Source organism: Rhizobium altiplani, from assembly GCF_001542405.1.
In the GTDB taxonomy this organism is placed as follows: domain Bacteria; phylum Pseudomonadota; class Alphaproteobacteria; order Rhizobiales; family Rhizobiaceae; genus Rhizobium; species Rhizobium altiplani.
Window position 1 is genome coordinate 1 of the sequence record NZ_LNCD01000104.1, and the last position, 18355, is coordinate 18355.

General features: G+C 55.3%; 19 protein-coding genes and 2 pseudogenes. 9 read left to right on the forward strand and 12 right to left on the reverse strand.

The annotated features are described in order from the left end of the window. Positions 1-495: pseudogene (locus AS026_RS24610) on the reverse strand (IS630 family transposase); the annotation flags it as partial. Positions 496-885: 390 nt separating this feature from the next. On the opposite strand from AS026_RS24610, the pseudogene AS026_RS43660 reads away from it, so the two are divergent. The 4 genes and pseudogenes from AS026_RS43660 to nifT form a co-directional block, all read left to right on the forward strand. Continuing rightward, positions 886-1153 (forward strand): annotated as a pseudogene (locus AS026_RS43660) (nitrogenase cofactor biosynthesis protein NifB); the annotation flags it as partial. A gap of 142 nt (positions 1154-1295) precedes the next feature. Then, positions 1296-1490 carry a 4Fe-4S binding protein gene (locus AS026_RS40475; protein WP_007539188.1) on the forward strand — a complete coding sequence of 65 codons (195 nt, stop codon included), beginning with the start codon at positions 1296-1298 and terminating at the stop codon, positions 1488-1490. 46 nt (positions 1491-1536) lie between these two features. Further along, entirely contained in the window at positions 1537-1845 is a 309-nt protein-coding gene (locus tag AS026_RS24615; protein ID WP_007539191.1) for a nitrogen fixation protein NifZ, read from the forward strand. Next, entirely contained in the window at positions 1842-2048 is a 207-nt protein-coding gene (gene nifT, locus AS026_RS40480) for a putative nitrogen fixation protein NifT (RefSeq protein ID WP_016558493.1), read from the forward strand. Before AS026_RS24615 ends, nifT begins: the two co-directional genes overlap by 4 nt. 117 nt (positions 2049-2165) lie before the next feature. On the opposite strand, the gene cysC is transcribed toward nifT, so the two are convergent. From cysC to AS026_RS24670, 10 genes are all read right to left on the reverse strand, one after another. Next, positions 2166-4070: an adenylyl-sulfate kinase gene (gene cysC, locus AS026_RS24620; RefSeq protein ID WP_007539192.1), complete on the reverse strand. Its 1905-nt coding sequence runs from the start codon at positions 4068-4070 to the stop codon at positions 2166-2168. Next, the gene (gene cysD / locus AS026_RS24625) at positions 4070-4969 is read right to left on the reverse strand and encodes a sulfate adenylyltransferase subunit CysD (RefSeq protein ID WP_028749493.1); all 900 of its coding nucleotides are present in this window, start codon (positions 4967-4969) and stop codon (positions 4070-4072) included. Before cysD ends, cysC begins: the two co-directional genes overlap by 1 nt. Position 4970: 1 nt before the next feature. Continuing rightward, positions 4971-5726: a sulfotransferase gene (locus tag AS026_RS24630; RefSeq protein WP_028749492.1), complete on the reverse strand. Its 756-nt coding sequence runs from the start codon at positions 5724-5726 to the stop codon at positions 4971-4973. A gap of 540 nt (positions 5727-6266) precedes the next feature. After that, positions 6267-7034 carry an ABC transporter permease gene (locus tag AS026_RS24640; RefSeq protein ID WP_037076491.1) on the reverse strand — a complete coding sequence of 256 codons (768 nt, stop codon included), beginning with the start codon at positions 7032-7034 and terminating at the stop codon, positions 6267-6269. A 14-nt stretch (positions 7035-7048) separates the two neighbouring features. Then, positions 7049-7969, reverse strand: coding sequence for a nodulation factor ABC transporter ATP-binding protein NodI (gene nodI, locus AS026_RS24645; RefSeq protein ID WP_007539201.1), 921 nt, complete (start codon positions 7967-7969; stop codon positions 7049-7051). After that, positions 7966-9684 (reverse strand): nodulation protein NodU, encoded by a 1719-nt coding sequence (gene nodU, locus AS026_RS24650; protein WP_007539202.1) that lies wholly within the window; start codon positions 9682-9684, stop codon positions 7966-7968. Before nodU ends, nodI begins: the two co-directional genes overlap by 4 nt. A gap of 14 nt (positions 9685-9698) precedes the next feature. Next, a complete protein-coding gene (gene nodS, locus AS026_RS24655) occupies positions 9699-10418 on the reverse strand; it encodes a nodulation methyltransferase NodS (RefSeq protein ID WP_037076494.1) in 720 nt (239 codons plus the stop codon). Beyond that, entirely contained in the window at positions 10339-11688 is a 1350-nt protein-coding gene (gene nodC / locus AS026_RS24660) for a chitooligosaccharide synthase NodC (RefSeq protein ID WP_007539206.1), read from the reverse strand. Before nodC ends, nodS begins: the two co-directional genes overlap by 80 nt. Further along, positions 11675-12358: a chitooligosaccharide deacetylase NodB gene (gene nodB, locus AS026_RS24665; RefSeq protein WP_007539208.1), complete on the reverse strand. Its 684-nt coding sequence runs from the start codon at positions 12356-12358 to the stop codon at positions 11675-11677. Before nodB ends, nodC begins: the two co-directional genes overlap by 14 nt. Continuing rightward, the gene (locus AS026_RS24670) at positions 12355-12945 is read right to left on the reverse strand and encodes a NodA family N-acyltransferase (protein WP_028749488.1); all 591 of its coding nucleotides are present in this window, start codon (positions 12943-12945) and stop codon (positions 12355-12357) included. The genes nodB and AS026_RS24670 overlap by 4 nt, the downstream gene beginning before the upstream one ends. Before the next feature lie 301 nt (positions 12946-13246). Here AS026_RS24670 and AS026_RS24675 point away from each other — a divergent pair, with 301 nt between their 5' ends. Beyond that, positions 13247-14188, forward strand: a complete 942-nt coding sequence (locus AS026_RS24675; protein WP_007539212.1) for a LysR family transcriptional regulator — start codon at positions 13247-13249, stop codon at positions 14186-14188. 34 nt (positions 14189-14222) lie between these two features. Here AS026_RS24675 and AS026_RS24680 read toward each other — a convergent pair whose 3' ends face one another. After that, complete coding sequence (locus AS026_RS24680) at positions 14223-14726, reverse strand: helix-turn-helix domain-containing protein (protein WP_028749486.1); 504 nt, start codon at positions 14724-14726, stop codon at positions 14223-14225. Between the two features lie 553 nt (positions 14727-15279). On the opposite strand from AS026_RS24680, the gene tnpA reads away from it, so the two are divergent. Genes tnpA through AS026_RS24700 form a run of 4 tightly spaced genes read left to right on the forward strand, consistent with a single transcriptional unit; the run spans position 15280 to position 18286 of the window. After that, on the forward strand, positions 15280-15750 hold the full coding sequence (gene tnpA / locus AS026_RS24685) for an IS66-like element accessory protein TnpA (protein ID WP_062368489.1): 471 nt from the start codon (positions 15280-15282) through the stop codon (positions 15748-15750). Then, on the forward strand, positions 15747-16103 hold the full coding sequence (tnpB, locus tag AS026_RS24690) for an IS66 family insertion sequence element accessory protein TnpB (protein WP_028749713.1): 357 nt from the start codon (positions 15747-15749) through the stop codon (positions 16101-16103). Before tnpA ends, tnpB begins: the two co-directional genes overlap by 4 nt. A gap of 48 nt (positions 16104-16151) precedes the next feature. Further along, positions 16152-17726 carry an IS66 family transposase gene (gene tnpC / locus AS026_RS24695; RefSeq protein WP_028749712.1) on the forward strand — a complete coding sequence of 525 codons (1575 nt, stop codon included), beginning with the start codon at positions 16152-16154 and terminating at the stop codon, positions 17724-17726. Continuing rightward, positions 17723-18286, forward strand: a complete 564-nt coding sequence (locus AS026_RS24700; RefSeq protein ID WP_062368490.1) for a UPF0149 family protein — start codon at positions 17723-17725, stop codon at positions 18284-18286. Before tnpC ends, AS026_RS24700 begins: the two co-directional genes overlap by 4 nt. The last annotated feature ends 69 nt before the right edge of the window (positions 18287-18355 follow it).

An 18355-nucleotide genomic window follows, 5' to 3' on the forward strand; every position in this document is an offset into this window, starting at 1 on the left:
GACATGTAAAGACCGACGATGTCCTGCACCTTATCGACGAAGAGCGGATCAGAGGAAAGCTTGAATGTCTCGGCACGATGCGGCTGCAGGCCAAAGGCGGTCCAGATCCGACGGATGGTGGTATGCGAAAGTCCACTGGAGGCTGCCATCGAACGGATGGACCAGTGCGTGGCATCCTTGGGGGTGGTGTTCAATGTACGCTCGACGACCTGAGCAACCTGGGCATCAGAGACAGTTCGCGGTCGACCGGCACGATATTCATCTGTCAGCCCTTCAATGCCATCTTGTATGAACCGGCGGCCACTTGCCAACCGTATGCTCGTGGACCCCAAGACGCTCGGCAACGTCTTTACTTTGCAGACCCTGCGCACACAGCAAGACCATCCGGCATCGATCCGACAAGGAGCGCGGCGCTTTATGCCGGCGCACCTGAGATTCCAGGAAATTTCTATCTGCCTCGCTCAGAACGACGAGGCCTGCTTGCCTGCCAACCATCAATCAACTCCTGCTCTTCTAACAGAAGCCAAACAAAATGAAGCTTACTTTAGTTCCAGGTGACTAGCGCCACTTCGGCAGGATGCGGCAGCATCGATTTTGGATTGTGTCGGCACCTCTTGAAGGGAGGTGTTGATGACCATTTTCTTACCGCAAACGAAAAAGCGCGGAATGTAACGTTGGGATCACTACATCCAGCTGTTGCCAAGACGTCAATGCTACAGCAGTGGTTTCTTGCTGCCAACGAGATCCGCATCAACCTAGTCGGCTTGGCAACCATCAGACTTGGCACAGATGTTGCTAAATAGCCCGTCATGTTCACAAAGAATGGAGGTGTTTAGTGACCACATTATTGAGTTCGCGTGACAGCCTGCCCAGCGCAAAACCCTCACCGGGAGGGACGCCGCTGAAATATTGCACAGGCCGCAGACGCTGAGCCTGGAGATGATGGCGGAGCGGGGAAGATAAACTCGGTTATGATCCCGGCGTGAATGATAGGCATCTGGTTGAGGTGAACAGATGGGTTAAGGAGCCGAGAGCGTTTCTGCACAACATTATGCCGCTCATTTCGGATCCAGCACACGGCACTTTTTTCGGCCTCACAGGACAGCGCTCTTCTACCCCCAGGGAATTGAAAGCACTTCGAGATCGCTTGGATGACTTGGCAACGCCGGCATCCGTGCCGTTGACGAACATGGGTTCCATTATATTGAAACTGCCATGAGCGCCGTCTATGCGGCTGAAACAAGTGCTGGATACGCGATGGCTTGAGACCCTTCAAACAGGAAAGGAGCGGATGAATGGCTTTCAAGATCATTACTTCTCAATGCACACAATGCGGTGCATGTGAATTCGAATGCCCTTCGAATGCGATCGAATTTAAGGGCGACAATTATGTTATCGACCCTGAGAAGTGCACGGAGTGCAAAGACCACTTCGACACACAGCAATGCGTCTCAATCTGTCCGGTCGCTCAAACCTGCGTCCCGGCCTAACCGCAGATCACGCACACGTCGGCCATTTCAGGACAAGAGGTAAATTATGCAAATTGCAATTTCGCCGCAGGTAGAGATCGTCTCAAGGCCAGTATTCTTGCCCGGTGACCTCGTGATAGCGAGGATCGACGTCAAGAACGACGGCACCGATCCAGGAAAGCGCTTTGGCGGAACCTTGGTGCGGCAGTTAGACAGCGGCCATGTGCTCGACGTTGGCACTTTTCTCCAGCAATTCTACATCAACGCGGATGAATGGACCGAAGCGGAGGCTATTGTCGGTATGCGAGCAAGAGAACTCGCCTGCGGGAAAGACCACATGGGCGCGTGTTTGCCTGCCCAAGGACTAGCAGGATGAAGGTCATGATCCGGCGTTCACCTGAGGGCTTATCTGCATATGTACCAAAGAAGGATTTGGAAGAGCCAATAGTCGAGTTCGAAAAAGAGAGCCTCTGGGGCGGCTCCGTCCTGTTACGAAATGGGTGGCGACTTCTCCTGCCAGATCTGCCAGATGACACTCGCCTGCCGATAACTGTTGAAGCGCGTCGTCTGCTCGACTAGGCAGGCCAGAATACTGGCATGCCAGATGTTCCTGAGAACGAAGGCTATTTGCAGGACTTGCCGTACACGACCTCATGGTCCGGATGTTCACCTGTCGATAGGATGTCCTAACCAGAATTACGTCCCAATATGCGTCCTGGTCCGCTCCTTGAGGAAGCTCTCGATTTCACGAGCCAGTATCGTCGGTTCATGACCAACCGTCTTGAGGTGCAGTTCGGGTTGCTCAGGAGGTTCGTATGGCGACGAAACCCCTGTAAAATCCGTGATCTCACCTTTCAACGCTTTCTCATAAAGTCCCTTCGGATCACGTCTCACACATTCCTCCAGCGGCGTATCAATGAAGATTTCCACAAACTCTCCCTCATCCATAAGCTCCCGAGCAATACGGCGCTCCTCTCTAAAAGGGGAGATGAATGAGCAGATGACTATGAGCCCCGCGTCGGCCATGAGTTTCGCGACCTCAGCCACCCGCCGGATGTTCTCGATTCGATCAACGAAACCGAACCCAAGATCACGATTGAGTCCGTTGCGCAAATTATCGCCATCAAGAATATATGTATGCTTGCCACTGGCGTGGAGCAACGTCTCCAGTGCGTTTGCAATCGTTGACTTTCCAGATCCGGACAGCCCCGTAAACCATAAGACTGCTGGTTGCTGTCCCTTAATTTCGGCACGGGAAGCTTTGCAAACGTCAAGGGATTGCAGATGTATATTGCTAGGGCGGCGAAGGGGAGAAACCATCATTCCGGCGCCGACGGTCGCGCCGCTTGCCCTGTCTACTAAAAGGAAGTTTCCGGTCGAACGATTCTGCTCGTATGCGTCGAATGCGAGCGGCCTCTGCGCCAAGATGTTGCACACTCCGACCTCGTTCATCTCCAGCGTACTTGCTGGCTGGCAGAGTAGAGAATCAACATCAACGCGGTGCCTTAACGCCGTAATGGTCGCTTCGACACTGTCGTTCTCCGTCCTTAACAGATAGCTCCGGCCTGGACGCATCGGATCAGGGTCGAACCAGATGAGGCAGGCTTGGAAGTGATCGTCCACATATGGACGCGACGAGGGAGATACGAGGATGTCGCCTCGGGAGACATCCAGTTCGTCGGAAAGGACCAGTGTGACTGCGTCACCTTCTCTTGCGGACAAAAGGTCCCCGTCAGCAGTCACAATCTTTGCAACTGACGAATGCGAGCCTGATTTTGCAACAACGACGGGGTCACCGACGCGAATCGTACCGGATGCTACTCTACCGGCGTAGCCGCGGAAGTCGGAATGGGGGCGAATGACAAGCTGTACCGGGAAACGCGGCACCTTATGCTTTTCAGTGGAGCAAACCTCGAAATCCTCCAAATACTCAAGAAGAACTGAGCCCGCGTACCACGGAACGTTTTTCGACCGAAAGACAACATTGTCTCCAAACCGCGCCGACATCGGAATGGCATCTACGGTTGCAAACCCGAGGGTTTCGGTGAAGGCCCTAAAGTCGTTGAGAACAGCCAGATACTTGGATTCGCTATATCCTACGAGGTCCATCTTGTTGACCGCGAGAACAATGTGACGAATCCCGAGAAGTGATAAGAGATGCGTGTGCCTCTTCGTCTGACGAAGAATTCCCTGCCGGATATCCACCACAATAACAGCGAGATCTGCGGTAGACGCTCCTGTCGCCATGTTCCGCGTATATTCATTATGGCCTGGCGCGTCCGCCACAATGAATTTGCGCTTCGGGGTCGAAAAAAACCGATGCGCGACATCAATGGTGATGCCCTGTTCCCGCTCAGCTTGGAGGCCATCCAACAATAGCGCAAAATTCAGTTGCTCACCGTCGCCGTGACCCCTGGCAGAAGACAGGCTGGCCAGTTGATCTTCGCACACCAGTTGCGCATCGCACAGCAGTCGTCCCATCAGCGTTGACTTTCCGTCGTCGACTGAGCCACAGGTTATCACCCGAAGTGGTGACTTCGCCTGAGCGGGCCAAGTGTCCGCGCCACGGAGTTTTGGAGCTCTTACTAGAGAGCCTGACATCAGAAATACCCCTCGCGCTTCTTCATCTCGAGTGCGCCAGCCTCGTCCTGATCTATCAGCCGCCCTTGGCGCTCCGAAGTGCGCGTGGCGGCGATCTCTGCCAGAATTTCGGGCACATTCCTTGCTCGCGACCTAAGCGCCCCTGTCAAAGGGTAGCAGCCGAGGGTGCGGAAGCGCACCATGGAGTGCGAGATTTGATCGTCGGGTCGAAGAGGCATACGCTCGTCATCGACCATGATGATTAGGTCACCGCGTTGAACCGTCGGACGGCGTGCTGCAAAATACAGCGGCACCACCTGGATCTTCTCCATCTGAATGTAATGCCAGATGTCGATCTCAGTCCAATTCGAAAGGGGGAAGACACGCATCGTTTCACCCGAGCCCAGTCGGGTATTATACGTCCTCCACATCTCCGGGCGTTGGCGTTTTGGATCCCAAGAGTGCTGCGCGCTTCGGACCGAAAAGATGCGTTCTTTCGAGCGCGACTTCTCCTCGTCCCGACGAGCACCCGCTAACGCTGCATCGAAGCCATACTTGTCAAGTGCTTGGCGGAGAGCTAACGTTTTCATGACGTGCGTGTATGTGTTGGCACCGTCCTTGAAAGGGTTGATGCCCTGTTCAACACCCTCGCGGTTAACATGCACGATGAGCTCCAGGCCAAGGTGGTCTGCGGTACGGTCACGAAACTCTATCATCTCGCGAAACTTCCATTGCGTATCCACGTGCAGCAACGGAAAAGGCGGTTTCGAGGGGAAAAATGCTTTCATTGCAAGGTGAACCAGAACCGAGGAATCCTTACCAATGGAATACAAGATAGCGGGGCGCGAAAAGTTGGCAGCGACTTCCCGGATGATATGGATCGCTTCAGACTCAAGGTATCGAAGATGGCTTTGCCGCATATCAGAGCTCAACGTGCTGGCAGGCGTCGTCAAAGAATTTTGAATACGGCCCATCTTGGAAGTGGAGTCTTAGCTCATCATAATTTTGGATAGATCGCTCAAGCGATCTTGTTTCCTGACGCTCGATGGCTGTTTCAAGCACCCGCTGCAATGGTGCTAGCCCCATAAACCTCAGAACATGGGAGAGACACGCGTTAGTATCGCTGATCAGATCCTCATAATCGATAACCAGCAGGTTTAATGGTGCGAACGAAGCTCTTACTTTTGACAGGAATTGCTCGGCCTTTTGGAAATAGATCTCGCAGTCCTCAATCCGCAGCCGAACGCTCGGCGGAGGCGCTGCATCGTGGATCGACCGTAACTTTAACCACTTCCCGCTCTGTCTTGCTTGTACTAGCGACCGCAAAGACTCGAGAGTGTTTCGCCTTTTGAGGAAAATAACTCTTAGCCCCGGCCACCTGGCGAGCTCATCGAAAAAACCTGGCCGCTCCTCGAACTGAGGTTCGTTAATCTTGCAGCCGATACGTAGCAAATTCTTGTCAATCCGCGGCAGGCTACAATAGGCGTATGCCAGTAGTTCTCGGTCGGGCAATAACAGCCGATCCTTATTTGACCAATTTTCATCATAGGCGTTGAGGAGTTCGCCACTGCTATGCACCTCGGGGTGCTGGTTGAGGAGAGCTTCGAGATAATGCGTGCCACTTCGCGGCATGCCGAGAATGACAAAGGGTTCTGCCAACCTTGTCGTAACGTTCATTGCACTGTTCCCTTAAAATGTCCGCGTCCATAAAGGCCAAAGCTGATTGTCCAATGTTGCTTTCGTCGCATCAAGGTCATGGCGACAGGGGTCCGTACCGGCGATAGATGGCCTGCATGCCGACCAAAAGCTCCTCGGCCAGCTTCGGGTCCACCGCTGCAAGATTATGTTTTACTCGTGCAAGTGAGCTCGCGCCCACGAGAGGACTGGCGACAAACGGCCGGCCGATGACGAATGCGAGGGAGCCATGTACTGAACCAACACCGTGCTTCCGAAACAGTGCCGTGTGTGCGAGTGCGGGATCTTGGGCCCGCTCCTCGTTGTAACGAAAAAAACGACCGGGTACGGGGTACATCTCCGCCTCGTCCACGAAGTTTATGCGAGCCTCTGGAGTCGCATCCAGCTGGGAATGTGCCTCATCTTCCGTATTTAGCTCGCCCCGACTCATAGTTCCCGGGCCGGATCCGCTACTATTCAGGCCACTACGGGCGAGTGCGCGGCGCTGCATGACCAAAACTCCTTTCGAAGGCTATAGTTGCTTCAGGGCATTAGGCGCCGTCGCAGCAGCGCCACTGCCAGAAAAAATGGTAGAAGAGCATAGAGACAGAGGGCACCCAGATGCAGGCCAGAGCCGAGGCACGGCTCCCCGAGTATGGCTGGCCGGACAAGGTCGATGGCGTGGGCAAGCGGCAACAGTTGGCTTGCGTACTGTAAAACTCGTGGTAGTTGACTGGCTGGGAAGACCGCTCCGCATAAAAAGAGCATGGGCGTCAGAAATAGCGTCTGGTAGAAGATGAAATACTCGTAGCTTGGAGCAAGCGCCATCACTACCATTGCGAGGCTGGCAAAAGCCAACCCGGTCAACGCCACGACTGGAAGTACAGGCCACAGCGCGGTCCACGGAGCATAACCAAAAACGATCGCGACTATCATTATGCCGGTACCAGCAAGAAACGCCTTTGTGGCCGCCCAAACCAGTTCACCAAGCACAAGGTCGCCGAGGGTGAGTTGCGTGTAGAGTATGGCCTCCCACCTTTGCGTCTGCATTCGGGCAAAAGCGGCATAAATGGTTTCAAACGTTGCCGACGTCATGGCGCTGGCGGCTACCATACCGCCTGTCAGGAATGCTATATATGGTGCGCCCTCCACGTGGCCAACCATCATCCCCAGACCCAATCCCAAGCCGAACATATAGATTATCGGGTCAGCGAGATTGCCAAGGATTGATGCAACGGCAACCCTTTTCCAGGCCAGGTAATTTCGTAGCCAAACCGAAATCCAGTTCCATGCATTTGCCGGCAGCGTCATCGCGATAACATGCCTCACGCTCTCGTCTCCAAGTCGCGACCTGTCAGTCGTAAAAAAACGTCTTCCAAATTCGGCGGACGTTGGAGGACACGCAACTCTGAGCGGGCTCTGAAGTGAGCTAGCACCGGCTCCGGATTGCGGACATAGCAAAACACCGTTTCACCGCTGACCTCGACCCGCTCGGCATGGGGAGCAACGAGTGCCTGCATTTCATGTGGATTGCCCCCATATACTTCGATGACCTGGCAGCCGATCTGCTCCTCGATGAGCGAATGTGGACGACCTTGCGCTATTATACGACCTCGTTCGACCACACACAGGCGGTCGCAAAGTCGCTCGGCTTCTTCCATGAAATGGGTTGTCAGAATTATTGTCTTGCCCTGAGCTAACAGCGCGCGCAATCGCTCCCATATGAGATGGCGCGCATGGGGATCCAGTCCCGTTGTTGGCTCATCCATGACCAATAGAAGCGGGTCGTTGATCAGGGCGCGCGCGAGGGTCAGACGTCTCCTCATGCCGCCAGATAAGTCGCCTACGCGGGCGTGCGCCTTATCTTCCAGACGAGCGAACTCGAGGAGCGAGGGTATAGTTCTTTCTACTTCGCCTCTTCTCATTCCGAAATATCGGCCGAACACCAGTAGGTTCTCGCTAACCGTAAACTCGCTATCAAGATTGTCGAACTGAGGGACAACCCCGATCCGCCTTCGCGCCAGGCGGGCGCGGGCAGGTACCGAAATGCCAAGCACTGTGATCTTGCCTACGTCCGGCTGCGCAACTCCCAGTATCATTCGGGCGATCGTGCTTTTCCCCGCGCCGTTCGGACCTAGAAGGCCGAAGCACTCCCCGGCGTTTACACTGAATGACAGGTTTTCCACGACTAAGTTGTCGCCGTAAGATTTCCGGACGCCCTGCAGTTTGATTGCTACCGAAGTCATGCGGTAGCCGCTCCAAAGTATTCATCCTCATCACCACGGGGCCGTTCGTTACGTTCGTTGCTGAAGAGGGTGCCGGCCGACCACACGTTCGCAACCTTTCCCCAATCACAGGCAGAGCGGACGTCTGGAAAGAAGCCGCGCCCGTGGTGGTTGGCGCTTGTGTTGCAGAGGAGCGGAATGCCGGTGAGGCTTTCGTACTCAACAAGTAGCTGCGCGATTGGATGCGTCGAGTTTCGAGACATGGTCTGCAACCTTGCCGAACCGTCAAGATGTACAACTGCAGGGATCTCGCGGCGCCAATTGGCGCGAGTTTGATGGTCGAACAACATGTAGGGATCTGGTGTTCCCGGATTGAATATCTCGGGCGCCCGGTCTTCCAGACAAATTGGTGCAACCGGCCTGAAATGCTCGCGTAACTTAATGTCGTTAAGGAGATCCTTCATGACCGGTGATGTCGGCGATGCGATAATACTTCGGCCGCCTAAGGCACGTGGCCCTAGCTCGGCATGACCTGTCAGAAATACGACAGGTTCGTTCTTTGCAAGAAGCGCCGCAAGATCCGCTAAGCTACAGGGAGCGGCTTTCCACCCCGGCGGAACATCAGCGTCCCTCAAAACGGGGCCGCTATAAACGGACCAGTCGATTGAAACAAAGCCGTCACTTGCAGCCATCGCGCTACACGCTGCACCAATGGCGGACCCGCTGTCGTTAGGGAATGGAGGAACAAAGACTTGCGCAAAGAGACCGGTGTTTCGAAGAGCGCTGTTCCATTTGATATTCAGCCCGCAACCGCCCGCGATACAGAGATTCTGCGGTCCCGGATATGGATGGCGTAGCATTGCTGCGCCCATCTCGCGCACCAAAAGACGTTCGAGGAAGGAATGGAACGAAGCCAGCACGTCCTCGGCCGGCTTACCGGCCAGTCGCGCGACACTTGCATCGAAGAATTTGTGAATAGACGCCAACGAGGTCTCAGCGTCGCCGGTACCGAATCCACAGTAGTCGTCTGTGCTAGTACCCGACAGGAAATGCTGCTCGTGAAGTTCCTGGAATATCGAAATGATGTCTTCGTGCGCCGATCCGAGCGCGATGAAGGCCATCAGCTTGCCGGCTAAGCCAAGGTCCCAAGTCAATTGGCTTGAGCGCTTGTAAGGTCCGAAATAATGCCCCGCAGCCGCATAGGCCTGGCCTATGATTGGAAAAAGCGACTGCAGGAACCGGGCGCCGCCGCGGTCCACGTGGTAGAGGCGCGGAAAGATGCAACCGTCCCATATTAGGCAATAAGAGGGCTCTGCGGCGGCAGCGAACGGGCTCGTGCAATAAGCAGATGCGATGTGGCCGGTGACATGAGAAAAACTCCTATAGGGAAACGACTTGCCGCCGATAACTAGCCCTGTCCCCTCTACGGGATCAAGCACTCCATCAGGCCGACGTTCAACATAGGGTCCGCCCCTCAGCACCAGAGGCGCCTGACCGCTGGATACGTTGAAATGAGACTCCGCTTCGCCGTCCCAGCCATCAATAACAAACTGGTCAATATCGTCGGTTTTCAGTCCGTGATCCGCCAGAATATCGATGACAGTATCGAGGTTGTCGATATTCTGATATCGCGGGTTGTTTTCGCGCTTCTCCTGTTCGACGGAGAAAATCAGCCGACGATCCTCTAGCAAAGCTATTGATCCGTCATGTGTTAGCTTAATACCACAGATACGCATAATACCTCCAGATCTCAGCGCTCAGTCATTCGGGGGTCAAGAAGAGGCTTAAGAAAACGAGCCAGTAGGCAGTCCTCGTTGTCAGAGCCGCCCTTCAGCTCAACACGCTCTACTTCGACCAACGTTTCGTTGAGCAATGTCATCACGGTCTCCGCACCGGCAGCATGCCCCCAACGTTTGCAGTTGACATCACGGGCGGAGCCAAATAAGAGGTGTCCTCCGGGAGCAAGTATTCGCAACAAGTTGCTGATAGCTGCTCGCATCTGTGCTATCTCCCCCAGGTAGTAGAGAACTTCTGCAACAACGATCAGGTCGTACATCTCTCTTGATGAGAACTGTCCAACGTCTGAGACTATCCAACTGATATTCTTTGGGTTGTTTGTCCTGCGACGCGACCGGGTAATTGCCTGTGGTACGACATCAATTACGGTCAAATGCCGGCAGTGAGGCGCAAGTTTCTCAGTAAACGCCCCAGCAGCACAACCAACCTCGAGTGCGTTGTCAATCGGTCTTCCTGCAAGTGCTAGCCTTAACATTTCGGCGTGGCGCTCTCGTTCAAAAGGGCTTCCATCCAGCCGCCACGGGTCATCCGCAGCTAACTCGCGGCTCAGAAGTTTATAGTTTCCACTCGATTTCATTGCCGTCTCTCCTGCATTAGTCTTCACTGCTGAGGCTGTCGTAAGCCATCGGCCTTGAAGCATCCCGCGCAAGAGTGCATCGATGAAAGGGAGCATGACTGCCGCGCGCACGAGTACTCGGCGAGAATGTATCCGTGGCCGATGTAGACACATCGGCAGGGGGCTTCTTGACTGTGGAACCTCGCGACAGCCAGTCGCTGTTGCTCAAAGTGCAAAGGGCGTAGGCCTTCACCGGAAGAAGAAGGAAAATATTGATGAGCGTGTGCAGAGAAAAGCCAAGGAACCGAAACTGACGTGCTCGAGCCGCAGCAACGGCGCAGCGAGTAATTGTCATTACGGCTAGCATGTAAACGGTCCAAAAAGGGATTGTCCAAGTCTGAGCGAACTGCGCAATGCCCGCAAGAACCGCTATCGCTAGCAACAACGGGCCAATGTTCTGGCCAAGGACATCTAGTGTGAGGAAACGATCGAGGCTGGGCAAAAGGCCCAGCGCCAGAAACGTATCCCGAAAGGTGCTACGTGCCCAGCGGAGTTGTTGACGAAGGTACGGTCGGATGCGTGCCGGGACGACAGTCGCTGCAATCGCATCGGGTACGTATTCCGTCCGAAAACCTGCTTTCAACATCAGGATGGTCAGATGTCGATCTTCGCCGAAGTCGCTTCGCTTCCCCCTGAACATCTGCGTTTCATATTGATCGAGCACCGAAGATAGCGCTGTCCTGCGATACATCGCGCACGGACCGCAGCAACACATGACGGCGCCGAAGCGCGCTTGCGCGGCGCGCTCTTCGTTGCATGCTAACCAATATTCCATGTCGATTAGCCGTGTCAGCCATGTGTCATGCCGGTTGCTCGCAGCTAACTGCCCCATCGCTGCGCCGATCGAGGTGTCGCGCATCGCCAAAGCAAGTTTCTTGACAACCTCAGGCTCAAGGATGGTGTCTGAATCTACGTTGAGAACCAGATCTCCGGATGAGCGACGGATTGCGGCAATCTGCGCCTTCCGTTTACCTACGTTCTCCTCCAACAGGATTATCGTAAAACGTGGATCCCGCGCAAACTCGGCATGCACAGCCGTGACGGCATCAAGGTTGCTTGAGCCGTCGTCGACAAGGTAGATAGAAAGATCTCCAGTATATTGTTGGCCCGCAATTGAATTGAGGCAAGCGCGAAGAGCAACCGGACTCTCGTTAAATGCCGGTACGATAACGTCCACGCTCGGGAGCGCCACGGGTCCTTTTGGCTCACCACAAGCTTGTTGGTACCTCGAAGGGCGCGCGTAGATAGCCTGCATGCTCTTATAAGCCGCCGACAACGCCGCATATAACGAAATTGCCACTGTGCTGGTAGTCTCAAGCAGGAACATGGGGATGGCCTTTAGTAGTTTGCGGAAGCGGGCTAATCGAATAACCGCGAGTGCGCAGGGCGGGGATGAGATGGGCAAGCGCTGCTATCGTTTGGGAGCGGATGCAGGCCCCAGAGGCGGCCTTCAACTCATTCGGAGGACAGCCGTCATGCAACAATATCACTGCCCCAGGCCGTACACCTTCGAGTACCGCAGTGACGATGGCGTCGACTCCTGGGCAATCCCAGTCTCGCGGGTCAACGGACCAGTGGATCGAGACCAAGCCGGCGCGCTGGCACGTCTTGAGGACTTCTTGAGTCCATATCCCATATGGCGCACGCATGTAACGGAGGCAGGCTTGGGGACAGACCGCAGAGATTGTGCTACCAGTCGTGAAGATTTCATCTTCCAATTCGGACACACTGCACTGTGACAGATCCGGATGTGTCATAGTGTGGTTGGCGATCTGGTGCCCTTCGGCGATCATTCGCTGTAGAATCTGTTTCTGGGCTTTGGCATAGACTCCGATTACAAAAAATGCGGCAGGCGCCTGATACTCCGAAAGGACATCGAGAATTTGTGGCGTGCAGATTGGATGTGGACCGTCATCGAACGTGAGGTACACTGTCGGCGCATCCGCTCTGTCTGCACAAGGTCTTGAGATCTCGTATAAGCAATCCAATGGCGTCATAGCTCTGGTCCGTTCCGATCGATTGTATTCCCCGCTGGCCAGTCCGACATCAGCTTGCTTATTGGAAGTACGATGACCAGTGGGTCCTCAAGGCGAACGGGAGCCTTGTCCACCCGAGCCTCGCGCAGCGTTGAACGCACTTGGATATTTTTTAAGATCGTTACCGGACTATACCGACTAAACCGCTGAATGTGTTTGTGGAGCTGAGGCCGAACAGTTCCGAACGCGAAAGGAACAGCGAGCTGCTGCAATACCGGCAGCACCGTACGGAGCGAGTGGCTGATACCGAGACCCTCCAAGTCGCGGCGCACCCCGTACAGCCCAAGTTCGGCTACCAGAAGGTCGGTTGAATCAACCTGAATGAACCTCCGCAGGAGACCCATATGAGCCGCAACGCCCCTGGCGTCATAGCCTATAGCCCGAAGCTCAGGTCTTGCTCCTGCCCAGCTCCGAGCCTCTTCGAAGGGCTTGGCGTTGAATGTTCCTGTGGGTCCGTAAGTTTTCCGAAAAAAATCCGCCAACTCGACATGATCCGCTAGATCCAACTCGTTTTCCCAGCGCAGCTTCCAGTCTACCTGCGAACCCATGACTTGGCTCCTCTTGTTCTGGCCTTGCAATACAAGGGGGACTTCTCAGGTCCAAACCAGCATTCACCACTTCCCGCCAGTCACCTCGACTACCCAAATACTATGTCTTCGGCAGTCAATATCTTTCCTCCGGCGGATATCAACTATCTATTCCGCGCCGCTATACAACTAGCGTCGGATTTATACTTGTTTTATTCTTGACACGCATGTCGACTTAACGACATTTTCCTAATGCACCATCGTGCAAGATCGGTAAAATTGATTGTTTGGATGACACCCATCCATAAGGTGGATGACTAGGATGCGATTTAAGGGACTTGATTTAAATCTTCTCGTGGCGATGGACGCGCTCATGACGGAGCGCAATCTTACAGCTGCGGCGCGCAGCATCCACCTAAGCCAACCGGCCATGAGTGCAGCCGTCGGCCGGCTTCGTGCCTACTTTAAGGACGACTTGTTCCGGATGAATGGTCGTGAGCTTGTGCCGACGCCACGAGCAGAAGGCTTAGCACCCGCAGTGCGAGACGCACTACTTCAAATACAGCTGTCAGTGATATCGTTCGAACCCTTTGATCCGGTTAAGTCAGATCGCCGCTTCCGGATAATCCTCTCCGACTTCATGACCCTCGTCTTCATCGATAAAGTGGTGAAGCGAGCGGCGCGCGAAGCGCCCGGCACCAGCTTCGAGTTTCTTCCTCTGGCGGACGACTATGATGAGCTTCTTCGACGCGGCGAGGTTGATTTCCTCATCTTACCGGAGGTTTTCATGCCCGCCGCTCACCCGCAGATGAGGCTGTTTGAAGAGAAGCTTGTATGTGTTGGCTGCGGCAAAAACGAGCAACTTTCGGAGCCACTTTCATTTGACAGATATATGTCCTTAGGCCACGTAGCGGCTAAATTCGGCAACTCGCGCAGACCGTCTATCGAAGAGTGGTATCTGCTTCAGCACGGATTCAAAAGGCGAATCGAGGTCATCGTACAGGGGTTAAGCATGATCCCGCCGGTCCTATCCAACACGAACCGGATAGGCACCATGCCGTCGCGCCTTGCACATCATTTTGCGCAGACTTTGCCGCTCACGATAATGGAGCTGCCGTTACCGCTTCCTTCCTTCAATGAGGCCGTGCAATGGCCTGCCCTCCATAATAGCGATCCGGCCAGCGTTTGGATGCGCGAGATCCTGGCGGATGAGGCGTCGCAATTATTTCCGGCGTCTATTCGGAAGCAAAATGGCGAGCTTTAGGCCCGGCGCTCCCAAAGGATCCTGCTCGGCGCTCTTATACATGAGGCGACCTCGGCTCATGAGTCATGACTTTAAGCCCATCGTCGGTCGGAGTCTCGTCACCCTCGCTTAGTCGCGCCAACAAGCTAAGCACATCACGCAACGTCTCTTCATCAAAGCACCTGAGCTTTTTGATGCATGTTAGGATCACTTCCGCCCGGCCTTTCGTTTCGCCCCACAGATGGGGCGCGGCGGGCGCGATGATCTCTTCAGGCGTAGCGTCAAGAACTTCGCAAAGATGTATCAAGCGACCGACCGTCAGGCGTGAGACCTTGTTCTCATACCGGCCATAAACTTGCTCGCTGAGGCCTAGCATGGGCGCGAGTTTTGATCGCGGTAGCTTTCGCCTATTGCGCGCTTCGCGGAGGCTGAGACTGATCTGCCTCTCGAGTTCAGCGCTTAAGACGATCACTCCCTGAAACGGCTTCCTGTAAATCGTCTTGCCGATAGCCGGATCCTCGACTTCCCGCAACCCGTGCTCTTTGACCCATTGCTTCAATGACCGTCCCACCCATTCCTTACAAAATAAACTGCTATAATCTTTATAAGCGAAAGTTTGCAGGGTGAAACCATGAAAGTGCACGCGGTGATCATTTTTGGCGCATTCTGGATAGCCCTAAATACAAGACTTTGCCACGTCTACGTGCTGTGTTCTACCGCTCAACACAGTTGAAATGGGGTGCGCCCGAGGAGAAACCGGCGGACGAGATACAGCCTAACGACCTTCGAACATGGGCCAATTTGGCTCAAATCTTCCGTTGCTGTTCCAGGATCGCGCTCGCGTCCAACGCAGAAGCATCAAGGGCTGAAACCCAACCCGACTAATCGGCGCTGCATACGATGCGCGTGGCAGCACTCGCTCTCCAGGAGCAGACCAATCAGTCGCTGACGACGACCGTGCCATCGCCAGCGCATCGCCACTAACGGCTTTATTCGCTCGCCACGGACACGAGCGAAACGCATGAACAAATGTGAGCGCGACGAACAGCCCACCTTTTCTTTTGTGAATGAGGCCTCGAGATAAGCTCTATCATTGATAGGAGTGGACCGGGATGGTTGGAGATCGCGCTGATGCCATGCTTGAAGTCATGGATGAAGGCATGCATGAAGCCAGGCATGAGGGAAAGTATCGGCGGATCGAGGTGATCACCGGTCGGCGGCAGCGGCGGAATTGGACTGACGAGGAGAAGGCGCGGATTCTCGCGGAGAGCGCAGAACCTGAAGTGAACATTTCGGCTGTTGCGAGGCGCTGGGGCGTCAATCGCGGCTTGCTGAATGTGTGGCGACGGGAAGCCGGACTAACCTCTCAACGGTCGGCAAAGACTAGTTTGCCGCCTGCCGTGTTCGTGCCGGTGACAGTGGTTGGGGATGGCGCACGACACGAAGGCTCGCCATCGAATGCCCCAGAGGTTCTCGCTGGCCGAATTGAGATCGAGATTGCGGGCGCACGCATGACGGTCATCGGCTCGGTAGCGCCTGAACTGGCGCAGGCGATGGTAGCGGCGTTGCGAGGGCGCCGGTGATCGGAGTTTCGCCAAATGGCGTGAAGATCATGGTTGCGACGCAACCCGTCGACTTCCGGCGCGGCATGAATGGCCTGGTAGCTTTGGTGGCGTCAGCCCTTGCGGCCGATCCCTATTGTGGCGACGTGTTCGTGTTCCGCGCCAAGCGTCTTGATCGGCTTCGCTGCATTTATTGGGACGGATCAGGCATGATCCTAGCGACGAAGTGGTTGGAGGCGGGCAAGTTCGTTTGGCCTCCGATCCGCGATGGCGCTATGCAGATGAGTGCCCAGGAGTTCTCGCTTTTGCTGGCCGGCATTGACTGGACGCGCGTCAAACGAAACGCGGTGAGGAGGCCCTCAAAAGCAGGCTGATCCTATTGGTTTTGCTTGAAGATTCAGACCCGTGTGGTAGGGTCTGTCATGCCGCTTCGACCCGATCCCTTGCCCCAGGATGCTGCGCAATTGACCCGGATCATTCTCTCGCTCGACGAAGAGAATGCCGATCTCAAGGCGCGCGTTGCCTTCCTTGAGCGCCAGCTCTTCGGGACGAAATCGGAGAAGATGACGACGATCGATCCAACGCAGGCAATGCTCGATCTTGGCGATCTAGGCGACATTCCCGTTGCTGCCAATGACGATGTCGCGCCGGTCGATGAAGACAAAACGCAGGCACGGCGATCGCCAGCCCGCAATATCGGCCGTTTGCCGAAACACCTTCCGCGTTATGACGAGCTCATCGAGCCAGCGAGCAAGACTTGCCCCTGCTGTTCGTTCGAACTTCATTGCATCGGCACTGATGTCAGCGAGGCGCTCGACATCGTGCCTGCAGTAGTCCGGGTGAAACGGACGATCCGGCCACGCTATGCATGCCGGGCTTGCGAGAGTGGCATCGTGCAAGCACCCGCACCAGCACGCATCATGGACGGCGGCATGGTGACCACGGCGTTTGCAGCCCATGTCGCCGTTTCGAAGTTTGCCTGGCATTTGCCGCTGCATCGCCAGGCGCAGATGCTGGCCTCCTGCGGCGTCATCATTGATCGCGGTACGCTCGGGGCATGGGTCACGCGGGTCGCCTGGTGGCTCGAACTTCTCTACGATGCACTCACCGCCTTCATCCGCTCGCAGCCGAGGGTGTTCTGTGACGAGACGCCACTTCCGCGCCTCGATCCGGGGCGCAAACGAACCAAGGTCTGCCAGTTATGGGCACAAGCGGTTGACGATCGGCCATGGAACGGTCCGGCGCCGCCGGCGGTGGCCTACATTTTTGCCGAAAGCCGCAGCGCTCGCGAGATCGAGGGGCAACTGTCGTCGTTCGCCGGCGTGCTTCAGGTTGATGGATATCAAGCCTATAAAACCATGGTCAAACGACGCGGCAAGAGCAACGTTGCCCCCATGCGGCTGGCCTTCTGCCTCGCTCATGCACGGCGAAAGTTCGTTGACGTCGTCAAACTGACCGGCTCTTCGGAGGCCTTGTCGATCCTTGCCAGGATTGCCGAAATCTATCGCATCGAAGCAAAACTACGAGGGGAAGATGAAGATACCCGGCTTAGCGGCAGGCGTCGTGAGGCAGCTCCCATCATGAGAGAACTGAAGGTCCATCTCACCGAACTGAGCGACGAGGTGTCGTCGAAATCGGCACTTGGCAAGGCAGTCACTTACATGCTCAACCACTGGAGCGGATTGACAGCCTTTCTAGAGGATGGCCGGATCGAGGTGGACTCCAATGTCGTCGAGCGTTCCATGAAATCCGTGGCTTTGACGAGAAAGAACTCATTATTCGTGGGCAACGAGCGGGGTGGAAAGACCTTCGCTGTCCTGGCATCGCTCGTGAACACGGCAAAGCTTAACGGCGTGGACCCCGACGTCTGGCTTGCCGATGTGCTGGAGCGCATCATCTCCGGCAAAGTGAAAGCCAACGAGATGGAGAGCCTTTTGCCTTGGGCCTGGAAGGCGGAACGCGAAGCGATGACACAGCAGGAGCGACAAGCGGCATGACACAGAACAGCCAGGAGATGACGCCGCGACCGAAGCTCGATGACGACGCATTCGAAGCCTTTATCAGGAGACGTCGTCCGCCATCGCCTATCTGGTCAATGAGCAGACTCGATGGTTATCTTACGGCCCTCATCATCGGCCCCAGGTTCATCGACCCACGGCAATGGATCCCGGAACTGACCGGCCCGGATGCCCTAAACCTGCCGATGGAAACAACCGAACATCGGGCCGTGCAGACGATCGTTGCAGAGTATAATCGGATATCTGCAAGCCTTTCCGAGAGACCGAAAGACCACCGGCCAAGGTTCACCCAGATCGATGATCAGACCCTTGATCCATTTGATTGGGACATCTGCTTTCTCATTGGAACACGACACGCGCCAAGGCTTTGGCAGCCTGTCCTTCGAGGTCATGCCGTCACTGGGGATATCATTGCGCCGATCCGCAAGCTCGGCGAGGTAAAACGGAAAGCGACCCACCAGGATGCTGCTGCCGTCGCCGAAGCACTCGTCAATATCCGAACCTATTTTATGCCGAAGCGGGCAAAGCAGAAGTTCTGACCGAGAGCCAGAAAGCCAGAAACCTATTTAGTCAAATCACGAAAGCCGTGGGCCATTCGTTGCGCTCAC